The organism is Mycolicibacterium madagascariense, assembly GCF_010729665.1.
Classification (GTDB): Bacteria; Actinomycetota; Actinomycetes; order Mycobacteriales; family Mycobacteriaceae; genus Mycobacterium; species Mycobacterium madagascariense.
In genome coordinates, this window is record NZ_AP022610.1 from 5,564,575 (window position 1) to 5,583,853 (window position 19,279).

The following is a 19,279-nucleotide window of genomic DNA, read 5'->3' on the forward strand; positions in this document are numbered from 1 at the left end:
TTGAACCGCGCCACGAGCTTCTAGGCTCAACCGACGAGCGCGATGTACCGAATACTTGGGGGTCACTGCGCACAGTGGCTCAGACAGGGGTTTCTCACCGTATGGCCGATCAACTCGCACATGCCACGGAGGCGCTTCGCAGGGCGCTCGTCCAGAACGACCGGCTGAAGTCCCAGAATAGGGCGCTGCTGGAGCGTTCTGGCGAACCCATCGCGGTCGTCGGCATGTCGTGTCGCTTCCCCGGCGGTGTGAACTCCCCCGAAGGCCTGTGGGAGATGGTGGCCGAGGGCCGTGACGTGGCGTCGGAGTTGCCCGACGACCGCGGCTGGGACGTCGCAGGCCTCTACGACCCCGATCCGGACGCCCCCGGCAAGTCCTACGCCCGCGCGGGCGGATTCGTCGAAGACGTTGCCGACTTCGACGCCGGCTTCTTCGGCATCGCCCCGAGCGAGGCCCTGGCGATGGACCCCCAGCAGCGCATGCTGCTCGAACTGTCCTGGGAGGCGCTCGAACGGGCCGGGGTCGATCCCACGTCGCTGCGCGGTAGCGCGACGGGTGTGTTCGCCGGTGTGATCGCGGGCGGCTACGGCATGTCCGCCGACAGCATCGAGGGTTACCGCCTCACCGGCATGACCTCCAGCGTGACGTCCGGCCGGGTGGCCTACGTGCTCGGCCTGGAGGGGCCCGCGGTCTCGATCGACACCGCCTGCTCCTCGTCGCTGGTCGCCCTGCACATGGCCGTACAGGCGCTGCGGCTCGGCGAATGCGACATGGCGCTGGCCGGTGGCGTCACCGTCAACGCGACCCCGACGATCTTCGTGGAGTTCAGCCGGCACCGCGGGCTGGCCGCCGACGGCAGGTGCAAGCCGTACGCCGGGGCGGCCGACGGCGTCGGCTGGGCCGAGGGCGGCGGCGTGCTCGTCGTCGAGCGGCTCTCCGACGCGCAGCGGCTCGGTCACCCCGTCCTCGCCGTGGTGCGCGGCTCGGCGGTCAACCAGGACGGCGCATCCAACGGGTTGACGGCCCCCAACGGTCCGTCGCAGCAGCGCGTCGTGCGCGCCGCGCTGGCCAATGCCGGCCTGTCGACGGCGCAGGTCGACGTCGTGGAGGGACACGGCACGGGCACCCCGCTCGGTGACCCCATCGAGGCCCAGGCGTTGCTGAGCACCTACGGCCAGGACCGGACGCAGCCGCTGTGGCTGGGCTCGGTGAAGTCGAACATGGGCCACACCCAGGCCGCGGCGGGCGTCGCGGGCGTGATCAAGATGATCATGTCGATGCGGCACGAGACGCTGCCGGTGACCCTTCACGTCGACGCCCCCAGCCCGCACGTCGACTGGACCGCGGGAGCGGTGTCCCTGCTGACCGAGCCGCAGCCGTGGCCGGCCGGCACGACGCCGCGCCGGGCCGGTGTGTCGTCGTTCGGCATCAGCGGCACCAATGCGCACGTCATCGTCGAGTCGGCTCCGACGCCGGAACCCGTTGCGGCCGAGCCCGTGCCGGCGCCGGCGGTTCTTCCGTGGGTGCTGTCGGCGAAGTCGCCCGGGGCGCTGCGCGCGCAGGCGGGCCGGCTGGCCGAGCACCTCGACAAGCACCCCGACCTCGACGTCCGCGACGTGGCGTGGACGCTCGCGGGCCGCTCGACGTTCGAGCACCGCGCGGTCCTGCTCGGCGGTGACCGCGAACGGTTGCTGGCCGGGGTGGCCGAAGTGGCCTCGGAGGACGACCCGATGCTCGCGATCCATGGGGCAGCCACGCCGGTCGGCAAGGTCGCCTTCGTGTTCCCCGGCCAGGGCAGCCAGTGGCTCGGTATGGGCATCGAACTGATGGCCAGCTCGACGGTCTTCGCCGAGCACCTGGCGGCGTGCTCGGAGGCGCTCGCCGAATTCACCGACTGGTCCCTGCTCGACGTCTTGCGCGGGGAAGCCGGTGCGCCCGGTCTCGACCGCGTCGACGTGGTGCAGCCCGCGCTGTTCGCGGTGATGGTGTCCCTCGCCGAGCTGTGGCGGTCGGTCGGAGTGACGCCGGATGCCGTCATCGGCCACTCGCAGGGCGAGATCGCGGCCGCCTACGTCGCGGGCGCGTTGTCGTTGCGTGACGCCGCCCGGGTCGTGGCGCTGCGCAGCCAGCTGCTCGTCGAACTGTCGGGGTCGGCGGGCATGGTGTCACTCGCGTGCAGCGCGGACCGGGCCCGAGAGTTGTTGGCGGGCTTGGACATTGCGTCGGACCGGGCCGACATCGCGGTCATCAACGGCCGCTCGACGGTCGTGGTCTCCGGCGAGTCCGCCGCCCTCGACGCGCTCGTCCGGCAGTGCGAGGCACTCGAGATCCGCGCCCGCCGCATCGACGTGGACTACGCGTCGCACTCCGCACAGGTCGAGGCCATCGACGGCCGCCTGCAGGATGCGCTCGCCGAGATCGCACCGCGCTCGACGCGGACCGCGTTCTTCTCCACCGTCACCGGTGATCTCATCGACACCGCCACCCTCGATGCCGCCTACTGGTACCGCAACATTCGTCAGACCGTGCAGTTCGACCAGGCCGTGCGCTCGGCGAGCAAGCACGGCTACCGGGCGTTCGTCGAAGCCAGTCCCCACCCGGCGCTCATCGCCGGCATCGAGGACACCGTGCGCGACGCCACCGATGGCGCCGCAGAGCCCGTCGTGGTGCCAACCCTGGGCCGCGACGAGGGCGGCTGGGACCGGTTCCTCACCGCTGCCGCGCAGGCGTTCACCTCGGGCATCCCGGTCACGTGGCGGGCGGTCTGCGAGGGCGGCCACCTCGTCGACCTGCCGACCTACGCCTTCGAGCGGCGCCGCTTCTGGCTGTCCGGCGGGGGCACCGCGACGTCGGACGCCTCCGGCTTCGGCATCAACGGCGCCGCCCACGCTCTGCTCGGCGCCGTCGTCGAGGTCCCGGAGACGGGTCAGGTGGTGATGACGGGCCGCTTGGCGGTCGCCACCCAGCCGTGGCTGGCCGACCACGCCGTCAGCGGCGTAATCCTGTTCCCCGGAGCGGGTTTCGTCGAGCTCGTCATTCGCGCGGGCGACGAGGTCGGCTGCCCGACGGTCGAGGAGCTGACGCTGCAGGCGCCCCTGGTGGTCGCTGCCTCCGGCGTCCCGATCCGCGTGCTCGTCGGCTCGGCCGACGAATCCGGCTCCCGCTCGGTGTCGGTGTTCTCCCGCTCAGACGACGACGATGCCCCGTGGGTCCTGCACGCCGAGGCGATCGTCGGCCACGAGCCGGTCTCCTCGACGGCCGAGCTGTCGACGTGGCCACCCGCGGGTGCCGTGGCGACCGACGTCACCGACGCCTACGAACTGCTCGCCGCCCGCGGCTACGAGTACGGTCCCGCGTTCCGCGGTTTGACCGCCATGTGGCGCCGCGGCGACGAGGTTTTCGCCGAAGTGACTCTGCCGCAGGACGTTTCGGCGTCCGAGTTCGGCGTGCACCCGGTGCTGCTGGACGCGTCGATGCACGCGATCGCCCTGGCGGCCATCGATCACGACCTGGCCCTGCCGTTCTCCTGGCAGGGCGTCACCCTGCACGCGGCGGGCGCATCCTCGGTGCGTGCGCGGATCGCCCCCGTCGGGCCCAACTCGGTGTCGATCGACCTGGCCGACGGACTCGGGCTCCCGGTGCTGTCGGTCGGTGCGATGTCCACCCGCCCCGTGAGCGCCGAGCAGCTCGCCCTCGCCGGCCGGGCCGCCACCGACGGCGAACTGTTCGAGGTGGAGTGGTCCCCCGTCCCCGCGCCCGAGCACGCCCCGGCCGTCACCGACGCCGCCGTGTACGAGACCGCTTCCGCCGCAGGCACTTCCGAGCTGGTGACCGACGTTCACACCGCCGTGCACGCGGCCCTGGAGCGGTTGCAGACGTTCCTCGCGGAGCCGTCGTCGACGCCGCTCGTCGTGGTCACCCGCGGCGCGATGGCGCTGCCCGGCGAGGACGTCACCGACCTCGCGGGCGCCGCGGTATGGGGCTTGGTGCGCGCCGCGCAGAACGAGAACCCCGGCCGCCTCGTGCTCGTCGACGCCATCGGCGAGCTGGACGTCGCGGCGGTGCTGGCGGTCGGCGAGCCGCAGGTCGTGGTGCGCCACGGCGTCCCCCACACCGCGCGGGTGGTGGCGAGCAAGGCGGCGGGTTCGATCCTCGAGCCGCCGCTGACGGGGAAGCCGTGGCGCCTGGGCATTTCCACCGCCGGCACGTTCGACGACCTCGAGCTGCAGGAGGTGCCGAACTCCGAGGAGCCCACCCGCGCAGGGCACATCCGGGTCGAGGTGAACGCCGTCGCGGCCAACTTCCGCGACGTCATGATCACCCTCGGCATGTTCACCCACGACGCGCTGCTCGGCAGTGAGGGTGCCGGTGTCGTGACGGAGGTCGGCGAGGGCGTCACCGACTTCGCCGTCGGCGACCGCGTCATGGGGCTGTTCCCCGAGGGCACGGGCACGCTGGTGCAGGCCGACGCCCGGCTGGTCGCCCCCATCCCGACCGGTTGGACCGACGCCGAGGCCGCCGCCACGCTGGTCGTGTTCACCACGGCCTACTACGGCCTGCGAGAACTGGCCGACGTGCAGCCGGGTCAGTCGATCCTCATCCACGCCGCAACCGGCGGCGTCGGCCTCGCCGCCATCCAGTTGGCCAGGCACTGGGGCATGGAGGTCTACACCTCTGCGAGCCGACCCAAGTGGGACACGTTGCGCGCGTTGGGCTTCGACGACGACCACATCGGCGACTCCCGCACCCTCGACTTCGAACAGAAGTTCATGGCCGTCACGCAGGGCCGCGGCTTCGACGTCGTGCTCGACTCGTTGGCCGGTGAGTTCGTCGACGCGTCGCTGCGACTGCTGCCGCGCGGCGGCTCGTTCCTGGAGATGGGCAAGACCGACATCCGCGACGCCGACACCGTCGCCGCCGCCCATCCCGGCGTGCGGTACCGCGCCTTCGACCTGTTCGAGCCCGGCCGTCCGCGCATGCACGAATACATCGTCGAACTGTCGCGGATGTTCGAGGAAGGCGCGCTGCGACCACTTCTGGTGACCACGTGGGACATTCGCCGCGCTCCCGCCGCGCTGCGCTACCTGAGTCAGGCCCGCCACGTCGGCAAGATCGTCATGACGATGCCGCAGGCGTGGACGCGTGGCACGGTTCTGATCACCGGCGGCACCGGCATGGCGGGCGCCTCGGTCGCCCGCCACGTCGTCCACCATCACGGTGTGCGCCAGTTGGCGCTGCTGTCGCGCCGCGGACCCGACGCACCGGGAACCGCCGAACTCGTCGCGGAACTGAGCGAGAACGGTTGCGCGGTGAGGGTATTGGCCGCCGACGCCGCCGACCGCTCCTCCCTGCAGACCGCCCTGGCCACCCTGGACCGTCCGCTGTCGGCGGTCATCCACGCCGCGGGCGTCCTCGACGATGCGGTCGTGGGTTCCCTGACGCCCGAGCGCGTCGACACCGTCCTGCGGGCCAAGGTCGACGCCGCGTGGAACCTGCACGAGCTCACCAAGGACACCAATCTCGCTGCCTTCGTACTGTTCTCGTCGATGGCGGGCGTGGTCGGCTCGGCGGGACAGGCGAACTACAGCGCCGCGAACACGTTCCTCGACGCACTGGCCGCACATCGTCGCGCCCACGGCAGGCCGGGTTCGTCGCTGGCCTGGGGCCTGTGGGAGCAGGCGTCCGACATGACCGGTCACCTGGCCGACGCCGACGTCGCCCGACTGAGCCGCGACGGCATCCTCGCCATGAGCACCGACGACGCGATGGCCCTGTTCGATTCCGCCCTGGTGGTGGGCGAGCCGCTGCTGGCGCCCGTGCGGATCGACCGCGGCGCGCTGCGGATGCGGTCCTCGGAGGGGCTGCTGCCCCCGATGTTCGCCCAGCTGGCCAACGCCTCGGCACGACGTCGCGTCGACGACACGCTGATGGCGGCGAAGTCCAAATCGGCTCTGGCACAACGCCTGGACGGCATGCCGGAGGAGGCGCAGCAGGCCCTGGTGCTGGATCTGCTGCGCTCGCACATGTCTGCGGTGCTGGGCAACACGGAGCCCGAGGCGATCGCGGCCGAGCTGGCGTTCTCCGACCACGGCTTCGACTCGCTGACGGCCGTCGAGCTGCGCAACCGGTTGAAGACCGCGACCGGGCTGGCGCTGTCGCCGACGCTCATCTTCGACTATCCGACGCCGCAGGCGCTGGCCGGCTACATCCGCCAGGAGCTGGCGGGCACCACCGCAGACGTGGCAACCACCACCTCGGCGGTCGCGACCATTGACGAGCCGATCGCCATCGTCGGCATGTCCTGCCGCTTCCCCGGCGGGGTCGACTCGCCAGAGGCGTTGTGGGACATGGTCGCCGAGGGTCGTGACGTCGTCACCGACTTCCCCACCGACCGCGGTTGGGACCTGGCCGGGCTCTTCAGCGCCGATCCGGACGCCCCCGGCAAGTCGTACGCCAGCACGGGTGGCTTCCTCTCCGACGCCGCCGACTTCGACCCCGCCTTCTTCGGGGTGTCCCCGACCGAGGCCCTGGCGATGGACCCGCAGCAGCGGCTGTTCCTCGAGCTGGCCTGGGAGGGTCTGGAGCGCGGTGGCATCGACCCGACGTCGTTGCGCGGCAGCGCAACCGGTGTCTTCACCGGGATCTACGCGCAAGGCTACGGCGTCGGGGCCGAGGGTGCGGAGGGCTTCCGGCTGACGGGTCAGGCCTCCAGCGTCGCGTCGGGCCGGGTGTCCTACGTGCTGGGCCTGGAGGGTCCGGCCGTGTCGATCGACACGGCGTGCTCGTCGTCTCTGGTGGCGCTGCACATGGCGGTCCAGGCGCTGCGGACCGGTGAATGCGACCTGGCCCTGGCCGGTGGTGTCACCATCAACGCCACCCCCGACATCTTCGTGGAGTTCAGCAGGCAGCGCGGACTGTCCTCCGATGGGCGCTGCAAGTCCTTCGCGGGAGCTGCCGACGGCACCGGATTCGCCGACGGCGGCGGCATTCTCGTCGTCGAGCGCCTCTCCGACGCACAGCGCCACGGCCACCAGGTGCTCGCACTGGTGCGCGGGTCGGCGATCAACCAGGACGGCGCCTCCAACGGGCTCACCGCGCCGAACGGGCCGTCGCAGCAGCGCGTGCTGCGGGCGGCTTTGGCCAACGCCGGCCTCGCCACCTCCGACGTCGACGTCGTCGAGGCGCACGGCACCGGCACGACGCTCGGCGACCCCATCGAGGCGCAAGCGCTGCTCGCCACGTACGGACAGGACCGGCGGCAGCCGCTGTGGCTGGGCTCGGTGAAGTCCAACATGGGCCATGCCCAGGCCGCGGCGGGCGTCGCGGGCATCATCAAGATGGTCCAGTCGATGCGTCACGAGCGGATCCCCGCCACGCTGCACGTGGATCAGCCCACGCCGCACGTCGATTGGACGATGGGCTCGATCGCCCTGCTGACCGAGGCGCAGCCGTGGCCTGCGAACGGCGTCCCGCGCCGGGCAGGCGTGTCGTCCTTCGGCATCAGCGGTACCAACGCCCACGTCATCATCGAATCGGCCCCGGCGGTGGCCGCACCGGCCGTCGAGGTCCGCACCCCCGCCGTCACGCCGTGGGCGCTGTCGGCGAAATCGCCCGAGGCCCTGGCGGATCAGGCTCGCCGCATCGCAGGCCACGTGGCAGCCCGTCCGGACCTCAGCCCGCTCGACGTGGGATGGACCCTCGGCGGTCGCGCGTCGTTCGCACACCGCGCCGTCGTGTTGGGCGCCGATCGCGCCACGCTGCTCGCCGAGCTGACCGCACTCGCAGACGACGAGGCCGGTGCCGGCATCGTCCGCGGCCGGGCTGCCGGTGCCGGCAAGACGGCCTTCGTCTTCCCGGGGCAGGGCGCGCAGGTCCTCGGGATGGGCCGTCAGCTGCACGCCGAATTCCCGTTGTTCGCAGCGGCATTCGACGCCGTGACGACCGAACTCGACCGCCACCTCCTGCGTCCCATCCGCGACGTCATGTGGGGCAGCAACGCGGCGGTACTGGACTCGACCGAATTCGCGCAGCCGGCGCTGTTCACCGTCGAGGTCGCCCTGTTCCGTCTGCTCGAATCCTGGGGTCTGCGACCGGACTACGTGCTCGGCCATTCGATCGGTGAGTTGACCGCCGCGCACGTCGCCGGCGTGCTGTCGCTGGAGAACGCCGCCGCGCTGGTCGCCGCGCGCGGCAGGCTCATGCAGCGGCTGCCCGAGGGCGGCGCGATGGTGGCCGTGTCGGCGAGTGAGGCCGAGATGCAGCCACTGCTGCGCGACGGCGTCGGCATCGCCGCGGTGAACGGGCCGGGTGCGGTGGTGATCTCCGGTCCCGAGGAGGCCGTCCTCGCCATCGCCGAGGAGGCGCGCGCCGCGGGCTCACGGGTGCACCAGCTCGCCGTGTCGCACGCCTTCCACTCCTCGCTGATGGAGCCGATGCTGCTCGAATTCGGCACGGTCGCTCGCGGCATGACGCTGGCGGCGCCACAGATCCCGGTCATCTCGAACCTGACCGGTGAACTCGCCGGACCGGACTTCGCCACGGCCGACTACTGGAACCGGCACGTCCTGGAGGCGGTCCGGTTCGCCGACAGTGCACGCCATCTCGAATCCGCCGGGGTCACCCGGTACCTCGAGGTGGGCCCGGCGAGCGGGCTGATGGCGTCGATCGCGCTGACGCTCGGCGACTCCGAACCGGTCACGGCGTCCACGCTCAAGAAGGAGACGGGCGAGCCCGCCTCGCTCCTGACGGCGGTGGCCGAGCTGTCGGTCGCCGGCGTCGACGTGGACTGGCAGGGGGTGTGCGCGGGCGGTCGCCTCGTCGACCTGCCGACGTATGCGTTCCAGCGCCGCCGGTTCTGGCTGTCCAGTGGCGGATCCGGGACGACCGACGCCACGGGTCTCGGTCTCGGCGGTACCGACCACGCGCTGCTCGGCGCGGTGGTCGAATCTCCGGAGTCGGGCGGCGTGGTCCTGACGGGCAGGCTGTCCACGGCGACGCAGCCCTGGCTGGCCGACCACGCGGTCGCGGGCGTCGTGCTGTTCCCCGGCGCCGGCTTCGTCGAGTTGGCCATCCGGGCCGGTGACGAGGTCGGCTGCTCGTGCGTCGACGAGCTCATGCTGCACGCGCCGATGGTCCTGCCCCCCGAGGGCGTCTCGGTCCAGGTCGCCGTCAGCGAGGCCGACGAGGCCGGTGGCCGCGTCGTCTCCATCTTCTCGCGCCCACAACGGGATTCGGCCACCTGGACACTGCACGCCGAGGGCGAGCTCAGCGTCGCGGCGGCCGCCCCCGGCGCCGACCTCGCGGTGTGGCCGCCGGTCGGGGCACTGCCCGTCGACATCGGTGAGCCCGCGGCGACCTATGCGACGCTGCGGGACCGCGGCTACGAGTACGGTCCCGCGTTCCAGGGTCTGACGGCGATGTGGCGCCGCGGCGACGAGGTGTTCGCCGAGGTCTCGATCTCGCAAGACCTGCAGCCCAACGGTTTCGGGGTGCACCCGGCCCTGCTCGACGGGGCGCTGCACGCCGTGGTGCTCAGCCGCGACGACGCGGACGGCGAGATGGCGCTGCCGTTCTCCTGGCAGAAGGTGTCACTGCATGCGTCGGGTGCCTCGGCGGTCCGCGCGCGCTTCACGCCGAACGGCACCAGCTCGATGTCGATCGACCTCGCCGACGGCCTCGGGCTCCCCGTGCTGTCGGTGGAGGCGATGGTGGCCCGACCGGTGACGGCCCAGCAGTTGGCCGCCGCGGTCGGGGGTACCGGCGGCGGTGAGCTGTTCGAGGTCGTGTGGTCCGCCGCGACGGCCGCCGAACCCGTCGAGACCGAGTTCGAGGTCTTCGAATCAGCCCCTGCCACGAGTCAATCGGATGACCTCTCCGACGTCTACGGTGCGACGCACGTGGCGCTGGAACGCCTGCAGGCGTGGCTCACCCAGGCTGCCGACGCGACGGCGCCGTCCACGCTGCTCGTCACGACCCGCGGCGCGGTGGCTCTGCCCGGTGAGGACGTCACCGACCTCGCCGGCGCCGCGGTGTGGGGGCTGGCGCGTGCGGCGCAGACCGAACATCCCGGTCGCGTCGTCCTCGTCGACTCCGACGCCGACGTCGATCCGGCGGCCGTCCTTTCGCTCGGCGAGCCGCAGGTCGTCGTCCGCGACGGCGTCCTGCACACCGCGCGGGTGTTGCCGAGCCGGGCGGCTGAGTCGCTGCTCGCGCCGCCGCCCGACGGTGCGCCGTGGCAGCTCACGGTCGCCGACGGCGAGGCAGGCGGCACGTTCGACGACCTGACGCTACGCCCTGCGCCCGACGCCGACGCCCCCCTCGAGCCGGGTCGAATCCGGGTGGCGGTCAGGGCGATCGGCGCGAACTTCCGCGACGTCATGATTGCCCTGGGCCTGTACCCGGGCGGCGGCGTGATGGGCATCGAGGCCGCGGGCATCGTCATCGCGGTCGCCCCCGACGTCACCGGGGTGTCCGTCGGCGACCGCGTGATGGGCCTGTTCCCCGAGGGCACCGGATCGGTCGCTACGACCGACGCTCGCGTCGTGCTGCCGATTCCGTCCGACTGGGGTTACGCGCAGGGCGCCGGCTTCACCGTCGGCTTCGCGACGGCGTTCTTCGCGCTGCGCGGGCTGGCCGACGTGCAGCCGGGTCAGTCCGTGCTGATCCACGCCGGCACCGGCGGCGTCGGCATGGCGGCGGTGCAGCTGGCCAGGCACTGGGGCCTCGAAGTGTTCGCCACCGCGAGCCAGCCGAAGTGGGACACGTTGCGCGCCATGGGTTTCGACGACGACCACATCGGCGACTCCCGCACCCTGGACTTCGAGCAGAAGTTCCTCGCCGTCACCGGCGGCCGCGGCGTCGACGTGGTGCTCGACTCGCTGTCGGGTGACTTCGTCGACGCGTCGCTGCGGTTGCTGCCGCGTGGTGGGGCCTTCCTGGAGATGGGCAAGACCGACATCCGCGACGCAGACGCCGTGGCCGCCGCCCATCCCGGGGTGCGCTACCGCGCGTTCGACCTCTTCGAGGCCGGGGCGGACGGCGTCGGCACGATTCTGGCCGGCGTCGCGGCGCTCAGCGATGCCGGGGCGCTGCGCCCGCTGCCCGTCTCCACGTGGGACGTCCGACGGGCGCCCGCGGCGCTGCGGCATCTGAGCCAGGCCCGCCACATCGGCAAGGTCGTGCTGACCATGCCGGACGCCTGGGCCAGGGGCACCGTCCTGATCACCGGCGGTACCGGCATGGCGGGTGCCTCGGTGGCTCGGCACGTCGTCGCCAATCACGGTGTGCGCCATCTGGTTCTGCTGTCGCGCCGCGGGCCGGACGCCCCCGGTGCGGTGGAGTTGGCGGCGGAGTTGACCGACGCGGGCGCCCACGTGCAGATCGTGGCCGCGGACGCCGCCGATCGCGACGCCCTGGCGAAGTGCCTGGCGGGCATCGACCACCAGCATGCGCTCTCGGCGGTCATCCACACCGCGGGCGTGATCGACGACGCGGTGCTGACGTCGCTGACGCCGGACCGGGTGGATACGGTGTTGCGCGCCAAGGTCGATGCCGCGTGGAACCTGCACGAGCTGACGCGTGATCTCGATCTGTCGGCGTTCGTGATGTTCTCGTCGATGGCGGGTCTCGTGGGCGCGTCCGGTCAGGCGAACTACTCCGCGGCGAACGCCTACCTCGACGCGCTGGCCACCCACCGGCGGGCCAACGGCCTGCCCGCGATGGCGCTGGGTTGGGGTCTGTGGGAGCAGGCGAGCGGGATGACGGGCCATCTGCAGGACGTCGACCTCGCCCGGCTGAACCGCGACGGCATCCTGGCGCTACCGGTCGACGACGCGCTGGCGCTGTTCGACGAGGCGATGAGCGTCGACGAGCCGTTCCTGGTACCCGCCCGCATCGACCGCGTCGCGCTGCGGACCAAGTCCGCCGCGGGCACGCTGCCGCCGATGTTCATCGACCTGATCTCGGGCCCGGCCCGGCGCCAGGTCGGCGACTCACTGGCCGCCGCGCAGTCGCGATCGGCACTGGCGCAACGTCTTTCGGGGCTGCCCACCGACGAGCAGTACGACCTGCTGCTCGACCTGGTGCGCTCGCACATGGCGACGGTGCTCGGACTGCCGAACCCGCAGGCGATCGCCCCGGACCTGGCGTTCCAGGACCACGGCTTCGACTCGCTGACCGCCGTGGAGTTGCGCAACCGCCTCAAGGCCGCGACCGGTCTGACGCTGTCGCCGACGCTGATCTTCGACTACCCGAACCCGTCGGCGATCGCGGAGTACTTCCGCACCCAGCTCGTCGGCGAGGCCGAGGAGGCGCCCGCGACCAACCCGGTCGACGAGGAGCTGCAGCGCGTGGTGGCCTCGATTCCCGTCAAGAAGCTGCGGCAGGCCGGCGTGCTCGACATGCTGCTGAATCTGGCCGCCCAGGGCAGCGGGGTCGACACCGCCGAGGCCGCATCGAGTGAGCCGAGGTCTCAGGACATCGCCGACATGGACCTGCAGGATCTGCTGGCCGCATTCAGCGACGACGACGATGACGCCTAGGCCTCGATGAGGATCGTCGTCACCGGGGCTGACGGGCCCATCGGGCGGGGGGTGGCCGCCCGGCTGGTCAGCCTGTCCCACGACGTCGTCGGCGTCGGTGCGCGGCGTCCCGAGAGTTGGCCTGGCGCAGTCGACTTCGTCGTCAACCGGCGCGCCACCGCGGACGTCCTGAAGGGCGCCGACGCAGTGCTGCACGCTGGCGGCTCTGGGCTCGACGACCTGGTGGACGCGGTGCGCGACGCCGACGTCGAGCGGCTCGTCGTGCTCGCGCCGGTCTGGCCCGCCGCGTCGATCCCGGCCGGGGTCGACGCCGTCGTCGTCAGGACCGGCCTCGTGCTGGGACGCCACGTCGACGACGCCCTGCTGCGGATGTGCGCAGGCCCGGTGGTCCTGGACGTCGACGGCTCGGCCGACCGTCCCCTCCCGGTGGTGCACGCCCACGACGTCGAGCGGGCGCTAGTGGCGGCGCTCCTCGACCCCGGCGCATCGACCGGCCGCATCGACGTCGTCGCCGGAAACACCACCCTGCGCGCCATCGCCGCGGCGGTCGGCAGACCCGTCGTCGGCGTCCCGTGGCCCCTGCGCCGACTCGTGCCCCGCCCCATCGGTGACCTGCCGGAACTGACGCCCGATCGCGACCTCGGGTACGACGTGGCGCAGACGGTCGAGGACTTCGCCCTGGCATGCCGCGGGCGGATCGCGGTCGGCCCGGCCGTGCGCGACATTCCGTGGCGTTTGCCGCGGGTGCTGCAAATTCCGGCGTTCGACGCGCCGTCCCCCGACGGGGTCGAGCCGGTTCCGGCCGGAATGGGTTCGGCCAACGGCGAATTCGACACCCCGATCGATCCCCGCTTTCCCGCGTTCATCGCGACCAATCTGTCCGAGGCGTTGGCGGGCCCGTTCTCGCCGTCGTCGGCATCGGTCACCGTGCTCGGCACCCGCGCGGCCGGGCTGGTGATCTCCGAGCGCCTGCGCCCCGGCGGTGCGGTGCAGCGGGAGATGTCGGTGCGCACCACCGGCGTCTTCGGCCACCGGTTGTACGCCGGCATCACGACCGGTCACTTCATGGCCCACACGGTGCCGTTCATCGATCCCAACCTGGTGCTCTCGGGGTTCTTCGGTCACACCGAGGACGGCCTCGAACTGTTCGGCGAGCACCTGCCGCCGGTCGCCCCGCGCAGCCTCGCCCGGCAACTGCGCGGCGGGCTCACGTTCGCGAACTGCCTGATCGGGCTGTCCGCCGGCTCGCGCACCGACACCAGGGCCTTCGTCGACGACGTCGCGCGGCTCGAGGCGGCCGCCGGTGACCCGGCCGCGCTGACCGATCGTCGACTGCGCGAACTCATCCTGCTGGGTCGCGACCACGTCGTCCACGGCTGGGTGTTGTCATCGGCGTCGATCCTGTTGTGCGCTGGCTACGGCGTGGTCATGCGGCTGCTGTGCGGCCGCGACGTCATGCCCGCCGCGGGTGACGAGCTGGTCAGCGCCCAGGCGCTCGGCGCCGTGCACCGGCTGGCCGCCATGGCACGCCGCGATCCGGTGGCCGTCCGACTCCTGTCGGAGCCGACGATCGACACCGATGCGCTCGCCGCAGAGGCCCCCGCGTTCACCGCCGCCCTGGCCCGGGAGCTGGACCTGATCGGCCACCGTGGGCCCGGTGAGGTCGAAATGCGTTGTGCCACTTACGCCGACGATCCCGATCTGCTGATCCGCATGGTGGCCAAGGCGCTCGTGGTGCCACCGCTCGAGCTGCCCACCCTGCCGCCAGTGCCACTGCTGGCCAAGCCGGTGGCCGTCGCCGCCGCCGATCAGATCCGCGAACGCGAGGTCCGACGCGATCGCATGGTCCGCGCGATCTGGGTGCTGCGCCGGCTGCTTCGCGAGCAGGGCCGCCGACTAGTCGACGCGGGCGAACTCGGTGACGTCGACGACGTGTTCTACCTACTGGTCGACGAGCTGGACGCCCCGCCGCCCGACCTCGCGGGCATCGTCGCCCGCCGCCGAGCCGAACAGCTGCGCCTGCAGCAACTCGACCCGCCCGAGGCGTTCAGCGGCCGATGGGTCTCGACGAACGAGCCGGCCGTGGCGATTCAGGGCGGCGAGGTCCTGCAGGGCATCGGGGTCTCGGGTGGCCGTGTGCGCGGACGGGTGCGCGTGGTGGGTGCCGAGACGATCGACGACCTGCAGCCCGGTGAGATCCTCGTCGCCAAGGTGACCGACGTCGGTTACACCCCGGCGTTCGCCTACGCCGCCGCCGTCGTCACCGAACTCGGCGGCCCGACGTCGCACGCGGCGATCGTGGCCAGGGAGTTCGGGGTGCCGTGCGTGGTCAACGCGCGCGGCGCCGCCGCCCGGCTGACGACCGGCACCATGATCGAAGTGGACGGCGCGACGGGTGACGTCACCGTGCTCGGAGCCTGACTCGACACGTGTCTTATCGTGGCGGTATGGACTTCGAGCGGTCGGCTAAGGCGCAGGATTACATTCAACGGCTCACCGACTTCATGGTCGAGTTCGTCTTTCCCGCGGAACACACCTACGACCAGTACCGGGCGGAGGTCGGTCGCGACGACCACACGGTGCCGCCCGTGGTCGAGGAGCTCAAGAAGCTCGCCAAGGATCGGGGGCTGTGGAACCTGTTCCTGCCCGCGGTGTCGGGCCTCAGCAACCTCGAGTACTCGCCGCTGGCGGAGCTCTCGGGATGGAGCATGGAACTCGCCCCTGAGGCGCTGAACTGCGCCGCCCCGGACACCGGCAACATGGAGACGTTGCACCTGTTCGCCACCGAGGAGCAGAGCAAGCAGTGGCTGGAGCCGCTGCTGAACGGCGAGATCCGCAGTGCGTTCGCCATGACCGAGCCCGCCGTGGCCTCCAGCGACGCCCGCAACATCGAGACGACGATGCTGCGCGACGGCGGCGACTACGTCATCAACGGGCGCAAGTGGTGGACCTCGGGTGCCAACGATCCGCGCTGCAAGATCCTGATCGTGATGGGCCGGACCAACCCCGATGCGGCGTCGCATCAACAACAGTCGATGATCCTGGTGCCCATCGACACCCCCGGCGTGCAGATCGTGCGGTCGCTTCCGGTGTTCGGCTGGCAGGACCAGCACGGGCACGCCGAGATCGTGTTCGACAACGTGCGGGTGCCGGCGAGCAATCTGCTCGGCGAGGAGGGCGGCGGTTTCGCGATCGCGCAGGCCCGCCTCGGGCCCGGCCGGATCCATCACTGCATGCGTGCCATCGGGGTCGCCGAGCGGGCGCTGGCACTGATGGTGGACCGGGTGAACAAGCGGATCGCGTTCGGCAAGCCGCTGGCCGAGCAGGGCGTCGTGCAGCAGCAGATCGCATTGTCGCGCAACGAGATCGACCAGGCGCGACTGCTGTGCGAGAAGGCCGCCTGGACGATTGACAAGCACGGCAACAAGGAGGCCCGCAACCAGGTCGCGATGATCAAGGCCGTGGCGCCGCAGATGGCGTGCAACGTGCTCGATCGCGCGATCCAGGTGCACGGCGGCGCCGGTGTCACCGATGACTTCCCGCTGGCGCGGCTGTATGGCTGGCACCGTGCCATGCGCCTCTTCGACGGTCCCGACGAGGTCCACATGCGCAGCATCGCCCGCGCTGAACTCGGCCGGGAGAAGGGCGCTCTCGCAGCCGCGGTGACGTCGTAGTGGTGTCGAGCGGCACCGGGGTCTCCACCGGTAACGAGCTGTCGGGCGCGTGGAACTTCCGTGACGTCGCCGAGCAGACGGGCATCCGGCCGGGCAGGTTGTTCCGCTCCAGCGAGCTCAGCCGTCTCGACGACGCCGGGCGTGCCGCGTTGGCGACGTTGGGCGTCGGCGACGTCGTCGATCTTCGCTCCGAGCGCGAGGTCGAGCGCCGGGGCAGCGGGCGGGTGCCCGACGGTGTGTCCGTTCACCAGTTGCCGTTCCACGAGCTGGCCGTCGGTGATGGGACCGACGCCCCGCACGACACCGCGTTCCAGAAGATGCTGACCGCCGAGACCGACGATGCGGCCGAAGCGGAGGCGGCGGCCGCGGCGGGTCGGTTCATGAACCAGGAGTACGACCAGTTCCCGAGGCTCCCCGGTGCGCACATCGCTGTGCGGCAGGTGATTTCGCTACTTGCCGACGAGCGGCCGGTCATCGCACACTGCTTCGCGGGCAAGGACCGCACCGGGTTCACCGTGGCCCTGGTGCTCGACGCCATCGGCGTCGGGCGCGAGCAGATCATGGCGGACTTCCTCCGCAGCAACGCCGCCGCGCCCCAGCTTCGCGAGCGGATCCTCGAGTCGGTCCGCACCAGGGCCGCAGAGTCCGCGACGCCGGAGATCGTCACGTTCGCCGAGGCACGGCTGACCGACGAGGTGATCGGTGTGCGCGAGGAGTACCTGGACACCGCGTGGCGCGCCATCGAGGCCGACTACGGGTCGACGGCCAATTACCTTGCTGCGCTTGGCGTCAACGACGAACAGGTGATGCGGCTGCGGACGTCACTGCTGGCCTGACGTCTCGGAGGCGTCAATTGGGTCAGTCGCGGGCAATCTCGATGTCGGAGAACAACACGCGGACGCCGCCGGTCGACAACTCTCCCATGGCCTGGAAGAACGCGCCGGCCTCCTGGGTCGCAACGGCTGCGCTGGCGGCGTCGTAGTCGGGGTAGTAGAGGTCGATCATTCGGTAGGCCGGCGTCGGCGAACCGTCCTCCTTGGGCCACACCTTGGACGTTTCGAATCGGATGTAGCCCGGGATCTTGCGCGCGAGACCCAATTGCTGTGTCTCGTAGGCAGATTCGAAGGCTTCGGGGTCGGTGGGGTTGTCGTAGATGACGGTGATCTTGGTTTCGGCCATGCGACGATCATGCACCTCTGCGTACGTCGGCGCAGGGCTCTGGCCGAGCTCACCCGCCGATGGCCTCCGAGGTCAGCACGCCGACGTGCTGCCAGTAGATCCAGTCGGCAATGGCTGCGCGCTGGGCGCTGGGTTCGACGGCCCGATACGCCGCGTGCAGGGCGTGTTCCTGTGCGTGCGCGGCGTAGGCGACGAACGCCGTGAGGTGGGTGACGCCGCGGGTCGACGCGGTACTCATCAAGGGCTTGGCGAGTTCAAACCAGAGCGCGGCGGACCGGTCCGCGGGGGCGCTCTGGTCTACCGGGGCTGGGGGCAGCAGGTGTGACAGCGCCGCGTCCGCAGTGGCGCTCAGTCGCTCGGCGACCTCGGGGGCGAGCACCTCCAACCGACTGCGGCCCGTCAGCCGTCCCGTCTCCGGGATGTCCGTGGGCTCGATGGCGATCGTGCGGACGCCGGGGTCGACGCCGGCGAACTGTTCGACCGTTGCGATCACGGCCGTCAGTCGTTGCTCGTGCGCTCGGGCCCAACCCTGCAGGGCCCGAATGGGGTACGTCGCCCAAGTGCCGCGTTCGGTCGGCGCGATGGACTCGTCGGCCGACGCCATCGTCACGTGTGGCGGGAGCTCGACGTCGTCGGGGATGTAGCCGACGCCGTAGCTGTTGGCGACCACGATCGAGCCGTCCGCGGTCACGCCGGTCGCCCAGAAGAAGCCGTAGACGGGTGCGCCCATGTTGAGGGCGGCGGCGATGCGGCGCGCCCGGATCAGTGCGGCACCGGGATGGTCGGAGCGCCGCAGCCCGGCAGGCATCGCCGCGGACAGCGCCGCGTCGCGCTGCCGACGCACGGCTGACACCGGCACAGGCGCCAGACCCGTTGTGGCGTCCGGTTTGCCCGCGGCCAGAACGCCGGCACCCGTCACGGTGGCCGGCGGCGGGCCGACGCCCGCGACGGGAGGAACCGCCGGCGGCGGCGTGAGCGGCATGGGCGGGTTGAGGGGTGGCGGCGGCTGGCTGGTCGACGCTGGCGGGCCACCGACGACGCTCGGTGCACTGCTCGCCGCGGTGACGGACTGATGGCGCGCGCTCGCCGTCGCGGCGGTGTCGGTCGGCATGCTCGGGGCGGGCGGGGGCGGTGCGGTGGGCGCGTTGGTTGCGGTCGTTGAGGTCGTTGAGGTTGGCGCCGTGGGCGGTGCCGACGCGAAATTCTTGGCGAACTGCTCGACGGGCGCCCTCTCCAGGCCACCGCCGGCGGTGGCCGCCATGGGCGTCGACTTGAGTTCAATCGCAATGGGTTTGGACGTGAGCGTGGTGGACGGCGGGACGGGGGTGGTGGTTGGCGATGTGTTGATGGCGGTGGGGGTGGGGGTGGGTGGAGCGGGAGTAGGGGTTGGTGGGGGTGCGTACTGCAACTCGTCGCGAGGGAAAGATTCTGAATCGCGGCCGTGTAACGTAACCGCCGAAGCCACCTCGGGGGACAAAGGATTGGCGCCTCGGTCCGCGACAAGTTGCTTGGTCGCCCCTCGGGCCGACGTGGCGACGGAGCGCGCGCAGACGGGCTGAGTAGGCCCACCGAGCTCTGCCACTTTCGGGCTGACGCCACTTCGCGACTCGGTCGAAATCCTGGTTTCAGGACCCAGAACGCGCCTCAGAACCTTCGACTGGCTCTTCTCATTCACGCCACTTCCGGCAGCGGGGTAGAGGTGTTCGTTTTCAATCGCCTCTCCCACTGCGCTGACGACAGCCGAGTTCTCCTTCTGAACCCGATCGATGATCAGACTGATCTGGCGGTCGCGCTGGGTCTGGCTATAAGTGCCGTCCGAGGCAACTCTTTCAATTTCACTATCGGCGCCTCGACACAGGTCATAGATCAATCTCTTTGAATCTATGA

The 19,279-nt window shown here is 71.2% G+C and carries 6 protein-coding genes; 4 read left to right on the plus strand and 2 right to left on the minus strand.

All coding sequences use genetic code 11. The features are described from left to right. Positions 1-101 precede the first annotated feature (101 nt). Genes G6N60_RS26475 through G6N60_RS26490 form a run of 4 tightly spaced genes read left to right on the plus strand, consistent with a single transcriptional unit; the run spans position 102 to position 17,049 of the window. Entirely contained in the window at positions 102-12,539 is a 12,438-nt protein-coding gene (locus G6N60_RS26475; protein WP_163742981.1) for a type I polyketide synthase, read from the plus strand. A 6-nt stretch (positions 12,540-12,545) separates the two neighbouring features. After that, entirely contained in the window at positions 12,546-14,960 is a 2,415-nt protein-coding gene (locus G6N60_RS26480; protein WP_163742983.1) for a PEP-utilizing enzyme, read from the plus strand. A 26-nt stretch (positions 14,961-14,986) separates the two neighbouring features. Then, entirely contained in the window at positions 14,987-16,213 is a 1,227-nt protein-coding gene (locus G6N60_RS26485) for an acyl-CoA dehydrogenase family protein (RefSeq protein WP_163742985.1), read from the plus strand. A 2-nt stretch (positions 16,214-16,215) separates the two neighbouring features. Beyond that, positions 16,216-17,049 carry a tyrosine-protein phosphatase gene (locus tag G6N60_RS26490; protein WP_163742987.1) on the plus strand — a complete coding sequence of 278 codons (834 nt, stop codon included), beginning with the start codon at positions 16,216-16,218 and terminating at the stop codon, positions 17,047-17,049. Between the two features lie 22 nt (positions 17,050-17,071). Here the strand turns inward: G6N60_RS26490 and G6N60_RS26495 are convergent, their stop codons facing one another. Beyond that, positions 17,072-17,392 carry an EthD family reductase gene (locus G6N60_RS26495; RefSeq protein WP_163742989.1) on the minus strand — a complete coding sequence of 107 codons (321 nt, stop codon included), beginning with the start codon at positions 17,390-17,392 and terminating at the stop codon, positions 17,072-17,074. 49 nt (positions 17,393-17,441) lie between these two features. After that, on the minus strand, positions 17,442-18,653 hold the full coding sequence (locus G6N60_RS26500; RefSeq protein WP_163742991.1) for an EspK C-terminal domain-containing protein: 1,212 nt from the start codon (positions 18,651-18,653) through the stop codon (positions 17,442-17,444). Between the last annotated feature and the right edge of the window lie 626 nt (positions 18,654-19,279).